General features: G+C 43.9%; 16 protein-coding genes and 1 pseudogene. All 17 read right to left on the minus strand.

Annotation, left to right across the window (positions count from 1 at the left end; genetic code table 11):
* Positions 1-78 precede the first annotated feature (78 nt).
* Positions 79-222, minus strand: a complete 144-nt coding sequence (locus KKC1_RS16090) for a hypothetical protein (RefSeq protein WP_153802860.1) — start codon at positions 220-222, stop codon at positions 79-81.
* Between the two features lie 343 nt (positions 223-565).
* On the minus strand, positions 566-967 hold the full coding sequence (locus KKC1_RS11805; protein ID WP_088554648.1) for a HEPN domain-containing protein: 402 nt from the start codon (positions 965-967) through the stop codon (positions 566-568).
* Positions 964-1,308 (minus strand): nucleotidyltransferase domain-containing protein, encoded by a 345-nt coding sequence (locus KKC1_RS11810; RefSeq protein ID WP_192868223.1) that lies wholly within the window; start codon positions 1,306-1,308, stop codon positions 964-966. Before KKC1_RS11810 ends, KKC1_RS11805 begins: the two co-directional genes overlap by 4 nt.
* 90 nt (positions 1,309-1,398) lie before the next feature.
* Complete coding sequence (locus tag KKC1_RS11815) at positions 1,399-1,746, minus strand: hypothetical protein (RefSeq protein WP_088554650.1); 348 nt, start codon at positions 1,744-1,746, stop codon at positions 1,399-1,401.
* A gap of 268 nt (positions 1,747-2,014) precedes the next feature.
* On the minus strand, positions 2,015-2,239 hold the full coding sequence (locus KKC1_RS11820) for a hypothetical protein (RefSeq protein WP_088554651.1): 225 nt from the start codon (positions 2,237-2,239) through the stop codon (positions 2,015-2,017).
* 190 nt (positions 2,240-2,429) lie between these two features.
* Positions 2,430-2,909: an integrase core domain-containing protein gene (locus KKC1_RS11825; RefSeq protein WP_143288749.1), complete on the minus strand. Its 480-nt coding sequence runs from the start codon at positions 2,907-2,909 to the stop codon at positions 2,430-2,432.
* A gap of 78 nt (positions 2,910-2,987) precedes the next feature.
* Positions 2,988-4,445, minus strand: a complete 1,458-nt coding sequence (locus KKC1_RS11830; RefSeq protein ID WP_088554662.1) for an amidase — start codon at positions 4,443-4,445, stop codon at positions 2,988-2,990.
* A 199-nt stretch (positions 4,446-4,644) separates the two neighbouring features.
* Positions 4,645-5,196, minus strand: a complete 552-nt coding sequence (locus tag KKC1_RS11835; protein ID WP_192868224.1) for a transposase — start codon at positions 5,194-5,196, stop codon at positions 4,645-4,647.
* A gap of 449 nt (positions 5,197-5,645) precedes the next feature.
* On the minus strand, positions 5,646-6,416 hold the full coding sequence (locus tag KKC1_RS11840) for an N-acyl homoserine lactonase family protein (RefSeq protein ID WP_192868225.1): 771 nt from the start codon (positions 6,414-6,416) through the stop codon (positions 5,646-5,648).
* A gap of 234 nt (positions 6,417-6,650) precedes the next feature.
* Positions 6,651-8,594 (minus strand): FAD-dependent oxidoreductase, encoded by a 1,944-nt coding sequence (locus tag KKC1_RS11845; protein WP_088554655.1) that lies wholly within the window; start codon positions 8,592-8,594, stop codon positions 6,651-6,653.
* A 92-nt stretch (positions 8,595-8,686) separates the two neighbouring features.
* Positions 8,687-8,869 (minus strand): ATP-binding protein, encoded by a 183-nt coding sequence (locus KKC1_RS11850; protein WP_088554656.1) that lies wholly within the window; start codon positions 8,867-8,869, stop codon positions 8,687-8,689.
* A gap of 789 nt (positions 8,870-9,658) precedes the next feature.
* A complete protein-coding gene (locus tag KKC1_RS11855) occupies positions 9,659-11,554 on the minus strand; it encodes an aldehyde ferredoxin oxidoreductase family protein (RefSeq protein ID WP_088554657.1) in 1,896 nt (631 codons plus the stop codon).
* 82 nt (positions 11,555-11,636) lie between these two features.
* Positions 11,637-11,921: a MoaD/ThiS family protein gene (locus tag KKC1_RS11860; RefSeq protein ID WP_088554658.1), complete on the minus strand. Its 285-nt coding sequence runs from the start codon at positions 11,919-11,921 to the stop codon at positions 11,637-11,639.
* On the minus strand, positions 11,908-13,080 hold the full coding sequence (locus tag KKC1_RS11865; RefSeq protein ID WP_192868226.1) for an iron-containing alcohol dehydrogenase: 1,173 nt from the start codon (positions 13,078-13,080) through the stop codon (positions 11,908-11,910). The genes KKC1_RS11860 and KKC1_RS11865 overlap by 14 nt, the downstream gene beginning before the upstream one ends.
* Positions 13,073-14,041, minus strand: coding sequence for an aminopeptidase (locus KKC1_RS11870; protein ID WP_238134300.1), 969 nt, complete (start codon positions 14,039-14,041; stop codon positions 13,073-13,075). Before KKC1_RS11870 ends, KKC1_RS11865 begins: the two co-directional genes overlap by 8 nt.
* A 99-nt stretch (positions 14,042-14,140) precedes the next feature.
* A complete protein-coding gene (locus tag KKC1_RS11875; RefSeq protein WP_192868227.1) occupies positions 14,141-14,860 on the minus strand; it encodes a GntR family transcriptional regulator in 720 nt (239 codons plus the stop codon).
* Positions 14,861-15,199: 339 nt separating this feature from the next.
* A pseudogene (locus KKC1_RS11880) lies at positions 15,200-15,432 on the minus strand (DDE transposase); the annotation flags it as partial.

Raw genomic sequence — 15,432 nt, forward strand, 5'->3', positions numbered from 1 at the left:
GGTTTTCTGCTGTCTTTGCCCTTCTCGCGAACGCATCGGTCTCACCTCTGACTTGATGTTCGGGCCTTCCCCTGGAGTTCACAACCCCCAGGGTACTATGCCCTCTGCTGACTCCTGCCGGTTCAGCCGTGCCTCTCGACACGGGTTGCCGGCTCTACCTGGCTTATCCGGCAGGCCTCCCCGGGTAAGGGCGTTGTCTTTCCATCCATCTACCCGCCACATTTACTCTCGGCAGCCTTCGGTGGCAAGGATTTCGCTTTGTTATGTAAACTCATCCAACTACCGCTAGCCTCAAATGTGGTTCCTGTACGTCGGGCCGGAGGTTTGCCGCCGGCTTCCTTCGGATCCTGCGTCGCCGCAGGCACCCTTGCCTTAAGCTAACGACTACTGCCACCCTCGTCGCTCGGGATTTTCACCCGTAAGCCTTCGTCCATGCCGGGCGCACATAATATCAAAGCGTACCGGCTTCGCGGGTACCTGTGGATCCCTCTCTTATTCTGCATTAATAGAGTAGCCGCGCAAAAGCGCGGCCACCTCTTCATGCTGGAACTACAAGCTATCAATTTTAAGTTTTAGTTTCTTTCTCAATAAGCCTATCAATTTCGCTTACCAAAGATTTAACCTCTTCCAACCAAATTGAAACATCATCCGGCTCAAACGTTACTAAGTCAGCATAGTCGGCCTTCTGACGAGCATCAAACAATCTGTTATATATTCTTCCTGCCGAAGATCTGACCAAACCTGGTTTCACTACCTTTTGATGAAACAGTGATCGAACACCGGAATGTTTGGCCGAAGAATATCCTTTAGTTAGGAGATAAGCGGAAACTGCATAGAAACAGGAATAATACAGACGATTAATGGAAGTAAGAACATGTCCTGCTGAAAGAAGCAGGTCAGCCTCTTGCAAGGCTTCCTTAGCACGGTCCATTCGATAACTGACCAGCTTTTTTATCTCATCCTTCACAGGACTACCCCTTCCTGTCGTACGTTCTCGCTGAATGGCATGGCTTGGTAAAGAGGAGAGTTCCAGTCTTTCTCGCTAAAAGCCACGATAGAAAGGACCGCTCCTGTTTCCAGTTCCAATGGGTAAAGTTTCTCTCGTATTTGATCTTCTAAACGCCAGTCAACCGAACCTTTAACAAGAACGAGCAGATCATAATCCGATTCTGGATCGGCATCACCACGGGCACGGGAGCCATAAAGAATTACAGTCGCTCCTGGAACCACTTCTCGAATAAGATCCCGGCAGCGCTCAAGGATAGATTGTTCGTCATTTCTAATATTTTTTTTAATTAAATTTTTCACAGATATCACCCTCTAGCATGGATTTTACAAAACCTTTAATATAACCCTTATACTTGTTCCTCTCAAACTCCTAGTGATTTTCATGAGACACTAAACCCTTCTTAAAGACTTAAAAAACCTGTTCCCTTTCTTTACTGCCTGCGTAACAGCCCATAAACCGATATAGACAATTATTACATCTAAGATCAAGTTGCCCGAAAGAATTCGCGTCGGATTCTCCAGTGGGTTGAGGATCCTAAGTTTAAATGGAAATTCATGCCCGAGGGGCGTTAGTGAAGCTCTCTGCTGGACAAACGGGAACGGCATACCCAAACGCACTTCAGAAAGTTGGGCATGATTCATAATCGTTGCCGGAATCACAAATGGTGTCAGGAGTACTACAATAAAACTCAATACTACCATCCAAACCCTTCTCACTATGTCCACTCCAGTCCTCATTTCTCCATCACCCTACTACCCCGACTAACCATCTCGTAAGTATGGTAGAGGTTACCCTATTTTCTCCTTGGCTGTACCGAGAAAAAAGCGGAATAGGCATGGTCTTCCTCCCGAAAAGCTTATGCTTGAGAACTTTTGGGAGTTTAAAAAATGAAAGTACTTCACAGAACAGATTACAGCTTTTTCCACCCCTCAAGAGTTATAGTACCATACGGCGCCCGGAAAGGCAATCAACATGGGCTTCAATCTCCTTCCAGGAGGCAAACATTTATATATAACGGCCTTTAACGTTTCTGTTATAAGGCCATTCCAGCATATATACCCGCGAAACCGCTTCCTGCAGTCCCGTTGCTTCCACCGGATCATCTTCAAAGAACAGGTCAATCCTATAGCTAGCTGCAAACCTCTTCTTGTATCCCCTGGGAAGAAACAGCAGACCTCCGCTGGGAAAACCGCGTTCCACCAACCACTTGCGAGTTATATTCACTGACATTAAAAATTTTTTCTGCCAAGCAGAAAAAAGAGCCGACCCACAAAATAGGCCATCTTAGGGTTTCGGTTCTCTTCAGCCGTCCCCTGGGCGGGCATATTTGTTGGACAGGTTGTGGAAGAACCTGCCCCTATTTTAATAATTTTAATTTTAACTTCAATAATAATAACTTACTTCAGAACGGGCTAGCCCCCTAATTATGGAGATTATGCCACAAAAGATTCCACTTTAATTTGCTCATAAATGCTTTGTGGAACTCCTCAGGACTCATATGCCTCAGGCTACCATGCTTCCTTTTCCGGTTGTAATACTCTATATACCTGGATACCTCGGCATATGCCTCCATAAAGCTCTGAAACTCATGTCGGCTATAGCGTTCAGTCTCTAAGATAGAATGAAATGCCTCAATATGAGCATTTAAATTGGGGGTTTTAACAGGTATACGCTCATGGATAATTTCTAGTTTTTCACAGGTTTCCTGGAACTTCTCGGCGATGAACTGGGGCCCATTATCTGTACGAAGTTTAGGCATCTTGGCCCCTTTATATAGACCTCGCTTTCTTAATGCGTTCTTCACTACCCTAGAAGCATCAGCAGCAGTACAGGAAAGCCCTATGTGGTAATCTATTATCATGCGGTCAAAAACGTTGCAGGGAATTCCGCAAACCCCCACTTTAAGCCCCGTTAGGGGCTAAGTGGGGGTGTTGAACAAGTCTAACTGGGAAGTTAATGGACTTGCTGTCGGGATGGTTTAAATTGGTCTACTCTCACAGATTTTATAGATATCGTACCAAGGCTTTATTCTTTCAAATGTAGCACTGGCGGCCAGAACGTCTGCATCGGCATAACGTTTTCCGATTATCTGCATTCCAACGGGTAACTTGTTTTCTATAAGTCCGGCAGGGATAGAAGCCGACGGGTGTCCCGAGAAATTGGTAAAGTATGTGAGACACCATCCAATGAGAGGATCTACTTCTTCGCCGTTGATATGGGTGGGTCCTACGGTGTTTCCATCGTCAGCGTTGTCTACAGGAGGACAGGCTACGGTTGGTGTGATTATGAGATCATAATCTTCTAATACATTCTGAATAGCATCATGAATTTCTGTCCGTATCTGCTGATCTCGTATTAAGTCAAGGATGGTCATTCTGTAACCCTTCTCCAGCCATTCAATATACTGAGGAGGGAGATCATCCCGATGGTCCTTGAGAATATCAATCCCCTGTTGTTTAAAATTCTCAAAGAACTCTATGTTGATTGGTATTATAAGCCTACACCATACATCGCTTAACTCCCGTTGATTACGTTTAATTCCCATCTTCACTTCTTCAACATGAGCACCCGCCTCTTCAAACGCCTTAACGGCATTAGCCACAACCTCAGATACACGGTTATCTACAGGGAATACATCAAAATTAGGGCTATAGGCGATTTTCCACCCCTTGATAGACCGACGGAGAGCTGCCATAAAATCAACATCTTCATCCACGCTGAATGGGTCCCTAGGGTCATATCCACTCAAAACGCTAAGGCCTAGCGCTGCGTCCTCGACCGTTCGAGTCAGGGTTCCCTCGAAAAGAAACGGCATGCTCCCCCCGAATGCGTTAGGTCGTGTAACGAAAGGAATACGGCCGAAAGACGCCTTGTATCCATATAAACCACACCATGCAGCCGGAATTCGGATGGAGCCCCCGCCATCCGTACCTTCTGCAATGGGAACTAGACCATCGGCAACTGCTGCTGCACTTCCACCAGATGAACCCCCCGTGTTTTTAGATACATCAAATGGATTACGGCTTGGACCAAATAAGTAGTTATCACAAGTTCCCCTAAAACCCATAACAGGGCTGTTCGTCTTTCCCAGGATAATTGCTCCGGCTTTTTCAATGCGTTCTGCATAAACGCAGTAAAAATCTGGCACAAAATCCTTGAAAGCTTTTATTCCGCCAAAGGTGGATACCCATCCAGGATAAAAGTCAAACAGGTCTTTCATTGCCGTTGGTACCCCATGGAGAAGGCCAATTTCCTCTCCAGACATTAGGGCACGCTCGGCATCTTTTGCCCTTCTACGAGCATCTTCGTACCCAAAATAAACGAAAGCGTTTATACTCTTATTTCTTTCCTCGATGCGATGTATAAATGCCTCTACAACCTCAACTGGAGAAAGTTCGCGACGCCTGATTCGTGTAGACAGCTCAGCCACCGTCATATAAGCCAATTCATTTGCCAATTCCACGTTCTACTACCTCCTCTGTCAATATTTTGCAGTCATTATAAACTAGATTTTAATATAGATCAAGACTTAATTTCGTAACTTTTTTAATTTTCTTAATTTTATTAATTTATTAAATACATTTAATTTTTTTAAAATATCTTAATTTAATCTTTAAAAAACTTTATCTATGTATTCACTTGAGTTCTTCTGCTTTCGCTGCATCTATCTTGGAAAGTTCCTTTAGAAGATGCTTCCGACCTTCCCGGGCCAGGCTAAGGGGGTTCTTGGCAGCCACATGAGCCACAACCTTGGTACCGTCTATCAACGCCCATTCGCCTCGCAGATAACCCTTCTCTCGGGCCTGTTCCACCAGTCGGCTGAAAAGCTCCTGAAAAGTTTCCTGCCCCAGACGCTTACGGAAGACAACCAGCGTTGTATCATCAGGTACTGGATTGTCCCATCCTATGTTGCAGAAGTACCGATACAAAACGTTATACTGAAGCTCCCGGCAGACCTGGACGTCCGAAAGATTGGCCCATACCTCCAGAAACAGTATCCGGAACAGGGTCTCCGGGGGAAAGCTGCGCCGGCCCTTATCGGGATCGTAGAGATGTTTTACCGCATCGGCGACGAAGGAAAAGTCTACGTTTTCCTTTATCTTGACGAGAGGATGGTCCGCGGGAATCATTCTGGAAAATATCTCTAGGTCGAAGAAGTTCACCTGATTGTCCTGGTGCCCGAGCATGACAAGTTGCATCCTTATGGCGTGTCCTCACATTGAAATTTGCCGTCGAACGCCATATTCCCTCTCGCAAGGGAAACTTAATACTATTAATGATTGCTATTTTTTCAGAGATTTCGCTGTAGCTGTAGCCTTTTTGCTGAGGCCGGCCTTTCTGCATTCTTGTATTTTCACGATTTCCCACACTTCTGTCACTTTTTACCCGCTCCCTTTTGGTAGATTTTTGGCCAGCTAATTATTTTAGGGGAGCGGGTATTATTTTCCTTTTTCAGTGACCGTTTGTGGGGATTTTTCGTGGCCGTTTATGTGGATTTTTTATGGCCATTTATGGGTATCTTATCATGGCCGTTAACACCAAAAGCAAAAACAGAGCACCAAAACGGTGCACTGTTTCTGAAAAATTTATTAACCTCCCATTTCTCCCAACCCTTCCAGAAAGGGGTGGGCTTGACTTAACAATATGAGGCTGGACTGGATTTAACCTGACTCCATAAGATAGGCTCATGGCCAGGTAACATTAGGCCACCTAACCTAGATCTAAAATATTTTAGTTTATAAATGCTCTCCATAGCATGGGAAGCGCTCCAACGATTGCCGGGAGGAATAGATTCTTCGAGGTTCATATTGCAATAAATTGCATCTCCGGCCAGGATTACGGTTCCTGTTTCTGGAAGATCAATTATCACAGACTGATGTCCGGGAGTATGCCCGGGAGAAGTAATTACTGAAACTCCGGGAACTATTTCTTGGTCTCCCTCAATAAGTTTATAATTAAGCGGGTGCTTGAAATGATTTTCCATATATGAACTACTTAAATGGCTGTCCGGGTAAAGAGCAAACCTATATTCTGCTTTCTGAACAATGATGGGACAATCTTTGAAGAAACGGTTACCACCGGTATGATCCCAGTGTAAGTGTGTATTAATAACAAATTTCACATCATTAATAGAAAATCCTAATTGGCCAAGCCGATTGCGAATATCGTCTTCCTCAGTGAGGATCGGCCGCACTACTTTAGCTCTAGAACCCCATGCCCGTTCAGGGTTGGTTAAACCATCGGGATTCAAACCGGTATCTACCAATACCACACCATCATCAGTATTAATTAAAGCGCTATAAACCGGGACATTCACTATCTTGCCCATGCCTATTCCCGCGGTCAGAATACTCTGGTCCAATTTTAAATAACCACAGGGAAGCAAAAATAACTCCTTAACTGCCACCTGTCTCGCCTCCTTCAACAGCATCTAAAAATAAATCAATTATTACATAATGGGAAGTTTTGGTTTCGTATTTTCTCATATTTGAAGAAAATGCTTTCCGCACTTTTACGTTCCTACGAAGTTTGTAGAAAGAAAATGGAACCGGCATTTGCTGACACCAGCGGCTAGCGAAATATAGGTAAAGCAAATGCCGGCAATTAATTTAGCTAAATCTGAGTTGTTGCCAGACATGGGCTAGATATGTCTGCCAACCCAATTTCCTTCATGGGTAGCTGAAACCATACTCCTAGGTTCTACACAATCACCGATTTGGTAAATCTCAAAACCTTTACCTTGAAGAGCTCGGTAAAGAGAATCTTCAGATTTCCGACCGACAGCGATCATGACTGTATCTGCTTCAATAATTTCTTCTTTAGGCATCGGCCACGACTGAAGGACCTTAACGCCTTGAGAGTTAATTTCTTTAACCTGTGTCTTCGTAAGGATTCTTACATTGGCTTGTCTCAGGAATCTCAAAAGGGGTTTTCTCCGAGCAGCTCCATCATAAATATATTTAGCACAACCGATATTTTCAGTTTCCTCTACTAAGGTAACTGTTTTGCCTTCCCGTGCAAGAGATACAGCAACCTCAGCGCCTTCGTTACCTCCAATTACCACAACCTTATCGCCAACTGAGGCTTTACCTTCAAGGTAATCCCAAAGATAAACTACCTTCTCATTATCATGACCGGGAAGTTCTAATCGTATTTCTTGGGCACCGGTAGCAACTACAACTACGTCGGGGTTGACCTGCTCTACTAGCTCTGGAGTTACCTCTTTGCCAAGTTCAATATTTACCCCTAGCTTTTCTACCTGTCGGATCAACCACTTGGGGAGGTTCCAGAGTTCTTTGGTATACAATCTGGGTATCGATGAAGCTAATCTAACCTGTCCACCAAGTTGATTGGTCTTTTCATAAATTGTGACTTGGTGGCCCCGCTGAGCTGCCGTGTAGGCAGTTTGCAATCCGGCCACGCCTCCACCTACGACCATCACCTTTTTCGATTGTTTCGCTGGCGTCGGTTGGTATTCGTATTCCCAGCTATACTCAGGATTCATCGGGCACTGGACGCCCAACTGGAGAAACAATCGATGCAGGCAGTAATTACAACCCATGCATTGGCGGATATCTTCAATCCGGCCTTCAATCATCTTTTTAGGCAAGTGGGGATCTGCGATAATGGGGCGACACATAGCCACCATATCGGCTTTTCCGTCTTCGATAATTTTTTCGATGATCTTAGGATCTTGTAGACGTCCGACGGTGATAACCGGTATGTTCACCTTTTCCTTTACTTTGGTAGCCAAACGGACGTTAACACCCCGCGGTTCATAAAGGGGCGGGAAGCAATGATCCTCTGTATGACCTATTCGGCCTGCAGAAACGTGAATGCAGGCTACACCTAGCCTTTCAAGTTGCGGTGCAATCTCGTTAGCTACTTCATCAATGGTTAATCCAGGTTCCCCCATATCCTCCTCCATGAACTCATGAGCACTAATTCTTACAATGATAGGAAAGTCTACTCCACAAGCATCTTGAACGGCCTGAACGGTTTCGTAAAGGAAAGTAGTCCGGACAGCATACTTATCCGTTCTACCCTTATTATGGAAAGGCGATAAAAACTGAAGGATCATAGAGCCATGGCAAGCATGAAGGTCTACTGCATCGAATCCCGCTACCTTCGCTCTCCAGGCAGCCTTGGCATAACTCTCAATAATCTTTTCTACTTCGTCCGTCTTTAAGGCTCGAACCTTTTGTCCCGGCCATTGGGGACGCTCGGAGGGGCCTACCGGAGTTTCTCCGATGATCGATTCGCTGCAGAGATTTCCACCGTGCGAAATTTGAAGAGCACACTTAGCACCAGCCCGATGAATTCGCTCCGCAAGATCAGCCAATCCGGGAATACAGTTATCATGATGAGCCCCTAACTGGCGGGTAAAAACTTTGCCACTCGGTTCAACAAAAGACATGGTAACCGTTACTAATCCTGGCCCTTGAGCCTCCAATTCGTATTGTTGCAAGTAGCGGGTGTTAACCGTTCCATCTTCATTAGCAAAGTTCTTAACGGTAGGAGCCAGTACGAATCTATTTTTTAATTTCACCTTACCAATCCATATCGGATCATAAACAGTAGGCATGAAATTACACCCCTTTCAGCAAACTAATAATGGATCAGGATTTAGTCAATTAATTTAACACCATATTGGTTCGAACCACATCCATTTTGCAGTTACTCCTGAACCTGAATTGCATAATTTGGACAAACAGTCTCACATAGTCTACAGGCCATACAGTTTTCAGTGTTGGCACCGTTAGCCTTCCCGTCGACTATATCAAAAACTTCAGTTGGGCACTGCTGGACACACTCTCCACAACCATTACAAAGTTCGGTATCAACTTTTACAATTCTCAAAAACCATCACCTCGAATTGTAAAAATTTAATACACACTTATCTATCGCCTGAACAGAGGACTTTACCTTCTTCCTAAACTTTTGTTACAATTAATTGTGGTAGCGGAGGGTAGGAAACACGGGAAGCTTTTTAAAATCGGATTTTTCCTGTCCCGTACGTTTCTTATCCTTCCTTGCTTCCTTTTGATATTCAGTCTTCGCTTCCTAATAATTTAAAAATAACTAATATTCTGTCGATTTTTGTAAATATCACCCCCTCATTCTAGCTTTATTAATTCTTCCCATATCACCCCCACGTATCATGATTTTTGGAAATCAGATCAAGCTTCAGTGAAGCTTGATCTTTCATCTATGCCTTTGCCATAATCAACATAATCAATACATACGTCTATCAGGGGGCACTCTTATCATCCCCTACAGCCCGCATTTGTGGTGACTGTTGTTGTCTTGATCATTCGAGGAAGATAAACTCTGACATAAACAATCTAGCGGGTATGGATATTAGCGTTTCTAAATGTGATTTGGACTACCTTGAGGATCAGGAGCCGTAAAAAGCAAAGAAAAGCGGATTTCACGAATCTCGTCTATGATTATTCGGAAGGGTTAGGAGCTATACAGGAATTGTAACATTTGGGACGAGATATTTCGTAGGCGTTCCTTCCCATGGAGTGTTTTGGTAACCGACCTAAAAGTCTCTCCAAAAGCATGAGGGAGAGCTCTATTTTTGTTCTTCATAAGACTTTTGGGCTAAGTTTTCAGGGAGCACTAGGTAGTAGCATTTTAGAATTCCTAGCGGGAAGTGGTTTTAGTTGCTGTAATCTTGATATTACCGGGAAGATGGTTAATCTCGCTGCAGAGTCCCAGTTGCCGCAGCTTGTCTGGTGTTGGGATTCCTTCTTGAGTCCAGCCTCGATATCGATAGTAATCACTTAGCATGGTTCCTAAATGAGGAACCATGCCGGCCGCTCCCCCGTCTTCTAACTTGTGGGTTAAAAGTCGAAGGGGAAGTCGGTCATCTTTGCGGCTGATCCCGCATCTAACATTGTACATACGCTTTAAGTTTGTGTGACGTTCCCCCGCTTCAAGAAATTCTTTTAAATCCATCTCCCATCCAGTGACTGCATTTAGCCACTCCAAAACATCAGTAGGAGCAATAGCCGGGGCTATGAATTGACAAAGCTTTAGCGAGTTGTATAAGCCATAATAATCCTGCAAAACGGCAGTCAAAGCTCCTTTTCCTTCAGAAACAAACCTGTCTAACGGTTTATCGTAGCCCAGTTCTGGCAAGGCGGTTCGTTCCATGGTATGGGAACCTCCACGATGGCAAGCTCCTCGCGGGTGAGTAGCATAAGCTACCGCTAGGCTACTTAAGGCCCGGGGATCATGAAAAGCCGGTTCCAAACCCTTGACCTCTAGTGCGAGCTCACTGGCCAGACCTCCAATTTTTTCAGCTGCCCGTTTCACTCCATCGGCCAAGATTTCACCAATACCCTCGCGCTTACCAATCTGGTGTACTAAAGCGATAACCACGTCCGGATCTCCCCAGCGGAGTTCCATTCCACCAGTATCAGCCTTAGTAATCAAACCCTTTTCATAAGCTTCAATAGCAAAGGCCACAGCGTGTCCGGTCGATATGGTATCAATACCGTACTGGTTGCAAAGTTGGTTAGCTAATGCAATAGCATTAAGGTTATCTACCATGCAAACCGATCCTAACCCTGCAAGGGTTTCATATTCCGGACCAGCCCCATCTACACCTCGATAAGGACCTTTATCTATTTTCACTATCCTACCGCAACCAACCACACATGAGGCACAATGGTAGCGCCCTACTAAAATCTTTTCGGTCATAACTTCTCCAGAAATCTTTTCAGCACCTTTCATCCACGATCCTACTGTCCAATTCTTAACTGGGAGATCGCCAAGGGCCGCAGCCCCTAAGACTCCTCCCGCCGTACCATAATCGCGATAACGCCTCAACTTTTCCATAATTTTTGGTGCTAACTTTTTATTGGAGATATTTAATCGTTCCGGATCGGCCACCGGAACTTTTTTGTTTCCTAAAACAGCAATCGCCTTTAATTTTTTTGAACCCATCACTGCTCCCAATCCGCATCGCCCTGCAGCTCGGGCATGTTTACCATCATTAAAAATTCCTGCGATACATGAGAGTTTTTCTCCTGCGGGACCAATACTTACAATAACTGCTTTAGGGGTAGTCTCAGCTTTAATAGCTTCGTCAGTTTCATATGTATTTAAGCCCCAAAGATGTTCCGCATCCCGAATTTGGACCTTTCCTTCATAAAGGAAGAGATAAACTGGTCGGTCAGCCGTCCCCTGGATAATCAGGCCGTCAAACCCCGCACGCTTGAGAACGGCCCCCCAGGTTCCGCCTGCATCGGCTTCCCCCCACACATTTGTTAAAGGCGATTTTGCAACCACCGCGTGACGACCTGAACAAATAGTCTTAGTTCCTACTAAAGGACCAGTCATAAACAATAGTACGTTCTCGGGTCCTAAAGGTTCTGTATCAGGACCGGTCTCATTATATAGGATACGTGCCCCTAATCCTGCTCCACCAATATATGCTCGTAATATATCTTCACTGAAGCTATGATACTCTATTTTACGGGAAGTCAAATCTACCCTTAAAAATAATCCCATATACCCACCCGGTAAGTTCATCTCTCACCCTCCGCAAACCCCACCTAACCCAGGGGAATAAAATCACAGGTTGTTACCCTACTAAAATCTTATCTGTTAAATACTATCCGCCTGACAGAGGAGGTAAGATCATTAGCTGTTGTCCTGGTAAAATCTCCGTTTCTTGATCTGCTACTTTACCATCTACTACTAGCAGTGCCACATCCGAAAGTTTTTCTTGGTCGGAACCTGAAAAAACTTTGCCCAATAATGGATGTTCCTTGAGGACCTCGACAATAACCTGCGCAACCGTTATCTTGCCCTGCACTGTTATTTCCACCAGAGATTTGCCAGCTACACTCTTAAAGGGTTCGTATAAAACAACTCTAACCGTCTCAATTTGACTCATGACAAAACACCTGCTCGAAAATTTTTAAAATATCTTCTTCATTTACACGGCGAGGGTTATTAGCTAAACGTTTTTCTGCTGCTGCCGCTTTACTCATAAGGATAATATCTTCCCGCTTTACTTCGACAGTTTCCAAAGTTTCCGAAATGCCCACATCGCTCATTAGCTCCCTAACCGCTTTTACGGATAGGCGCGCAGCTTCGATGGTGGTTAACCCTTCAACGTGTTGTCCTAATGCTTGCGCGACCCTCGCAAATTTCTCGGGATCAGCGGGTAGATTAAATTCCATAACATGGGGTAAAAGAACCGCAGTGGCCAGCCCGTGAGGTAAATCAACATACCCTCCGAGAGCATGAGCCATTCCGTGAACTAATGTAGTTGAAGCTTGACCAAAAGACATGCCAGCAATAGTACTAGCTATCGCCATCGAACCGATTGCTTTTAAGTTGGATGGGTTAGACGTCGCAGGACGAAGATATCGACCAATTAATTCAATAGCATAAAGAGCACAGCCTTCGGTTATAGGTGACGCAGCCAACGAAAGGTACGATTCAATAGCATGGGTAAGGGCATCCATTCCGGTGGAAGCTACCACCTGAGAAGGTAAAGTTGTAAGCAGATGGGGATCGATCACCGCCAACGTAGGACAGAGGAAAGTACCTTGTCGCAGGCTCACTTTATGTTTCCGTACAGGATCAAGTACTACCGTAGAAGTGGTTACTTCGCTACCCGTTCCACAGGTTGTTGGCACGGCAATCAAAGGCGGATTAGGATTTCGGATCGACTTCCCGGCCACATATTCGCTAATGGAGGCTCCCCCATTTGCCAACAGCAAACCTACTGCTTTGGCCACATCAATTGAACTGCCTCCACCGATACCAATCAGCACTTCGGTATCTTGTGTACGAGCTATCTGGAAAGCTCTATCCACGATTTCAATATCGGGATTAGGTTTAACTCCTTCGAAACGCTTAATTTTAACACCAGAAGCTACTAGGCTCTTCTCAATCTTTTCAACAACTCCTGCCCGGACAACCCCACGGTCTGTAACTACAAGCGCCGTACTACCCAACTGTCGGACTCTTTCCCCCAAATTATCGCTTGCACCCGGACCATATAATATCTCCGTAGGTATAAGAAAGCGAGCTAAACTATTCACCAACCAAGACCTCCTCAATCAATTGGCCGTCTCTAACGATTTCAACACCGTCTATAGCCACCGTAGCTCCGGAAATCAGACCATCCATATGAATCCGGGAATGATTATTACCCCCTAAAGTAATGTTATCGCCCAGAGCCACATGAATCATTCCTGCCCGCTTCTTATCTTCAGAAACGTTGCCGATAATCCTGGCTTTGGGATTAGTGCCAATGGCAAATTCGCCCAGATTATAAGCATTTTCATCGCCATTTCTTTCAAGGATTTCTCTTAATCTATTCGCCTCCTGCCCTCCCTCAATTTGGGTGACACGTCCGCCTTTTACTTCAAGATAGATGGGAGACTTCAAATACCCGATACCATGCATGGAAACATCAAATACTAAAGTTCCCTCCGCGGCACCTTCAACTGGAGCTACAGGAGCTTCTCCGTCTGGAAAACATGCAATACTACCGGGTTCGAATTTTCCTGCCAAAGTAAAACCAGAACGTCCCTCGATATTCAAAGTAATATTTGTCCCATTTGGAGAAACAATTTTAGCCATTTTCCCCGCCGTCAATATCTTTGCAATTCGTTTAGTATTCCGGTATACCTCAGAATAATCTGCAGTAGCTGCACCATTACACAACATATCAGCGCTAACTCCAGGCATTGCAACATATTTTTTCCCTTTAGCTAAGGCAGCACGAATGGCATTTGTATGGGTCATAGAAGTCGAAGCTATACTAAGGATTAAGTCAGCGTTTAGTATGGCTCCTTTGGCAATGAACGTTGGTTCATGACCATGAGCCGCTCTAGCAATTATTATAGCAACGGTTGGATGAGCTCCTAAATCAAATGCTGCGGCGGCAATGGCTTCGTAAACTAATGGTTCAGTTCGCGAATCCGCTAGGATCAAAATTTCATCACCGGGTTCCGCATTTAGCTCGATAGGAACGCGAGCGTACTTAACAAGTTCCATGAAATTCAATTGGATCCTCTCCTTTTTGTTTATTTATATAAAAAATTTAAATAATTAACTGTACAGATTAACATAAATAAATTTGGTTTTTCAAAAGTTTTACTTACAATTCTCCGCCACACATTGCTTCAATTTTTTCATAGCCCTAACTATATGTGCCTCCAAATATTTTTTAGCTAGCTCGACATTTCTTTCTCGAATAGCATTGAATATGTTTATATGTTCCATGTAGGATTCTTTCAAACTTTCGGGAAGCGATAAAGACTTCAGTCTAAGCCCTAATAATGGATTACTTAATCTTTCAAAAATTTCATTCAAAACAGGGTTATCAGCAATGTGAAAAAAGTTCCGATGAAATAAGACATTATATTTGAAATAAGTTTTGACATCTCCCTTATTCATTGCTTCAGCCATATTAGATATCAATTTTTCCAACTTTATAAAATCTTCGTTACATAATCTTGATAAAGCAATTTCTAAAGCCAATATTTCCAGAGCACAGCGGACTTTATATATGTCTTCAATTTCTTTGGTTGTATATCGACGAACAAAAGCGCCTTTTCGGGGAACCACTTCTACAAACCCATTACGTTCAAGCATACGAAACGCTTCCCTAATTGGCGCCCTACTAGTTCCAAATAATTTAGCTAACTCGGTTTCTTTTAGTTGTTCCCCAGGTTTCAAGTTATTGTTAATAATCTCAGTTTGTAAATAATCAGTAATTCTCGCAGCTAAAGGCTTAGTATCCAATATTTCGTTTTTTTGTTTATCCTCTATATTTATACATGTACCAATATTTATTAATGTATCTTTTTCCATTAGCTCCTCCATTTGTTTATTATTATTTATTTATTGATTATTGATTATTGATTGTTGATTGTTGATTGTCGACAATTTATAGTCTTTTTTAATTATACTTTGGTAATTATAAATAGTCAATACCTAATGGAAATATAAGCTATTTGCTTTGTAAAACATTTTGGGCGTCTGGCAAGATAAGATTGGCAACGGTTCGAAGCAATGGAGTCCTAATAGGGCGGGAGATTAACCTGATAATAGTTTAATTGTCACTGTTTTCCATAGGACCAAAAAGGACATACCTATCCCTATTTTTGTTGTTCTTCTTTTTTCAGCTTTCGTTTTTTAGTTGATAACCGGTCAAGCCACTTTGACCAGGCTGCGCAAATTCATCCTGCGTTTTCCCGTATTCGCCCCACCGCCAGCGCTAGCATCACTGTTAGGGCCAGCGCACAGCGTAACTTCATTTTTTGCAAACCCCGAATAAAGTGCTTCTCAAACCCAAAGGCTTCATCCAGGCGTGCATTCACTCTTTCCACAGCCGTACGTTTTTTGTAGATCGTCTTCCATTTGTAGCTGGACCGCGCCAAAGG

Source organism: Calderihabitans maritimus (genome assembly GCF_002207765.1).
GTDB lineage: Bacteria > Bacillota > KKC1 > Calderihabitantales > Calderihabitantaceae > Calderihabitans > Calderihabitans maritimus.

Bases quoted from the DNA above. Each gene is read 5' to 3' on its own strand.
- KKC1_RS11820 (WP_088554651.1), bottom strand. From the start codon at position 2,239: ATGTCAGTGAATATAACTCGCAAGTGGTTGGTGGAACGCGGTTTTCCC.
- KKC1_RS11845 (WP_088554655.1), bottom strand. From the start codon at position 8,594: ATGCCTACTGTTTATGATCCGATATGGATTGGTAAGGTGAAATTAAAA.
- KKC1_RS16090 (WP_153802860.1), bottom strand. From the start codon at position 222: ATGTGGCGGGTAGATGGATGGAAAGACAACGCCCTTACCCGGGGAGGC.
- KKC1_RS11815 (WP_088554650.1), bottom strand. From the start codon at position 1,746: ATGAGGACTGGAGTGGACATAGTGAGAAGGGTTTGGATGGTAGTATTG.
- KKC1_RS11870 (WP_238134300.1), bottom strand. From the start codon at position 14,041: ATGGAACTTGTTAAGTACGCTCGCGTTCCTATCGAGCTAAATGCGGAA.
- KKC1_RS11855 (WP_088554657.1), bottom strand. From the start codon at position 11,554: ATGAACTTACCGGGTGGGTATATGGGATTATTTTTAAGGGTAGATTTG.
- KKC1_RS11830 (WP_088554662.1), bottom strand. From the start codon at position 4,445: ATGACGGTGGCTGAGCTGTCTACACGAATCAGGCGTCGCGAACTTTCT.
- KKC1_RS11875 (WP_192868227.1), bottom strand. From the start codon at position 14,860: ATGGAAAAAGATACATTAATAAATATTGGTACATGTATAAATATAGAG.
- KKC1_RS11835 (WP_192868224.1), bottom strand. From the start codon at position 5,196: ATGCTCGGGCACCAGGACAATCAGGTGAACTTCTTCGACCTAGAGATA.
- KKC1_RS11860 (WP_088554658.1), bottom strand. From the start codon at position 11,921: ATGAGTCAAATTGAGACGGTTAGAGTTGTTTTATACGAACCCTTTAAG.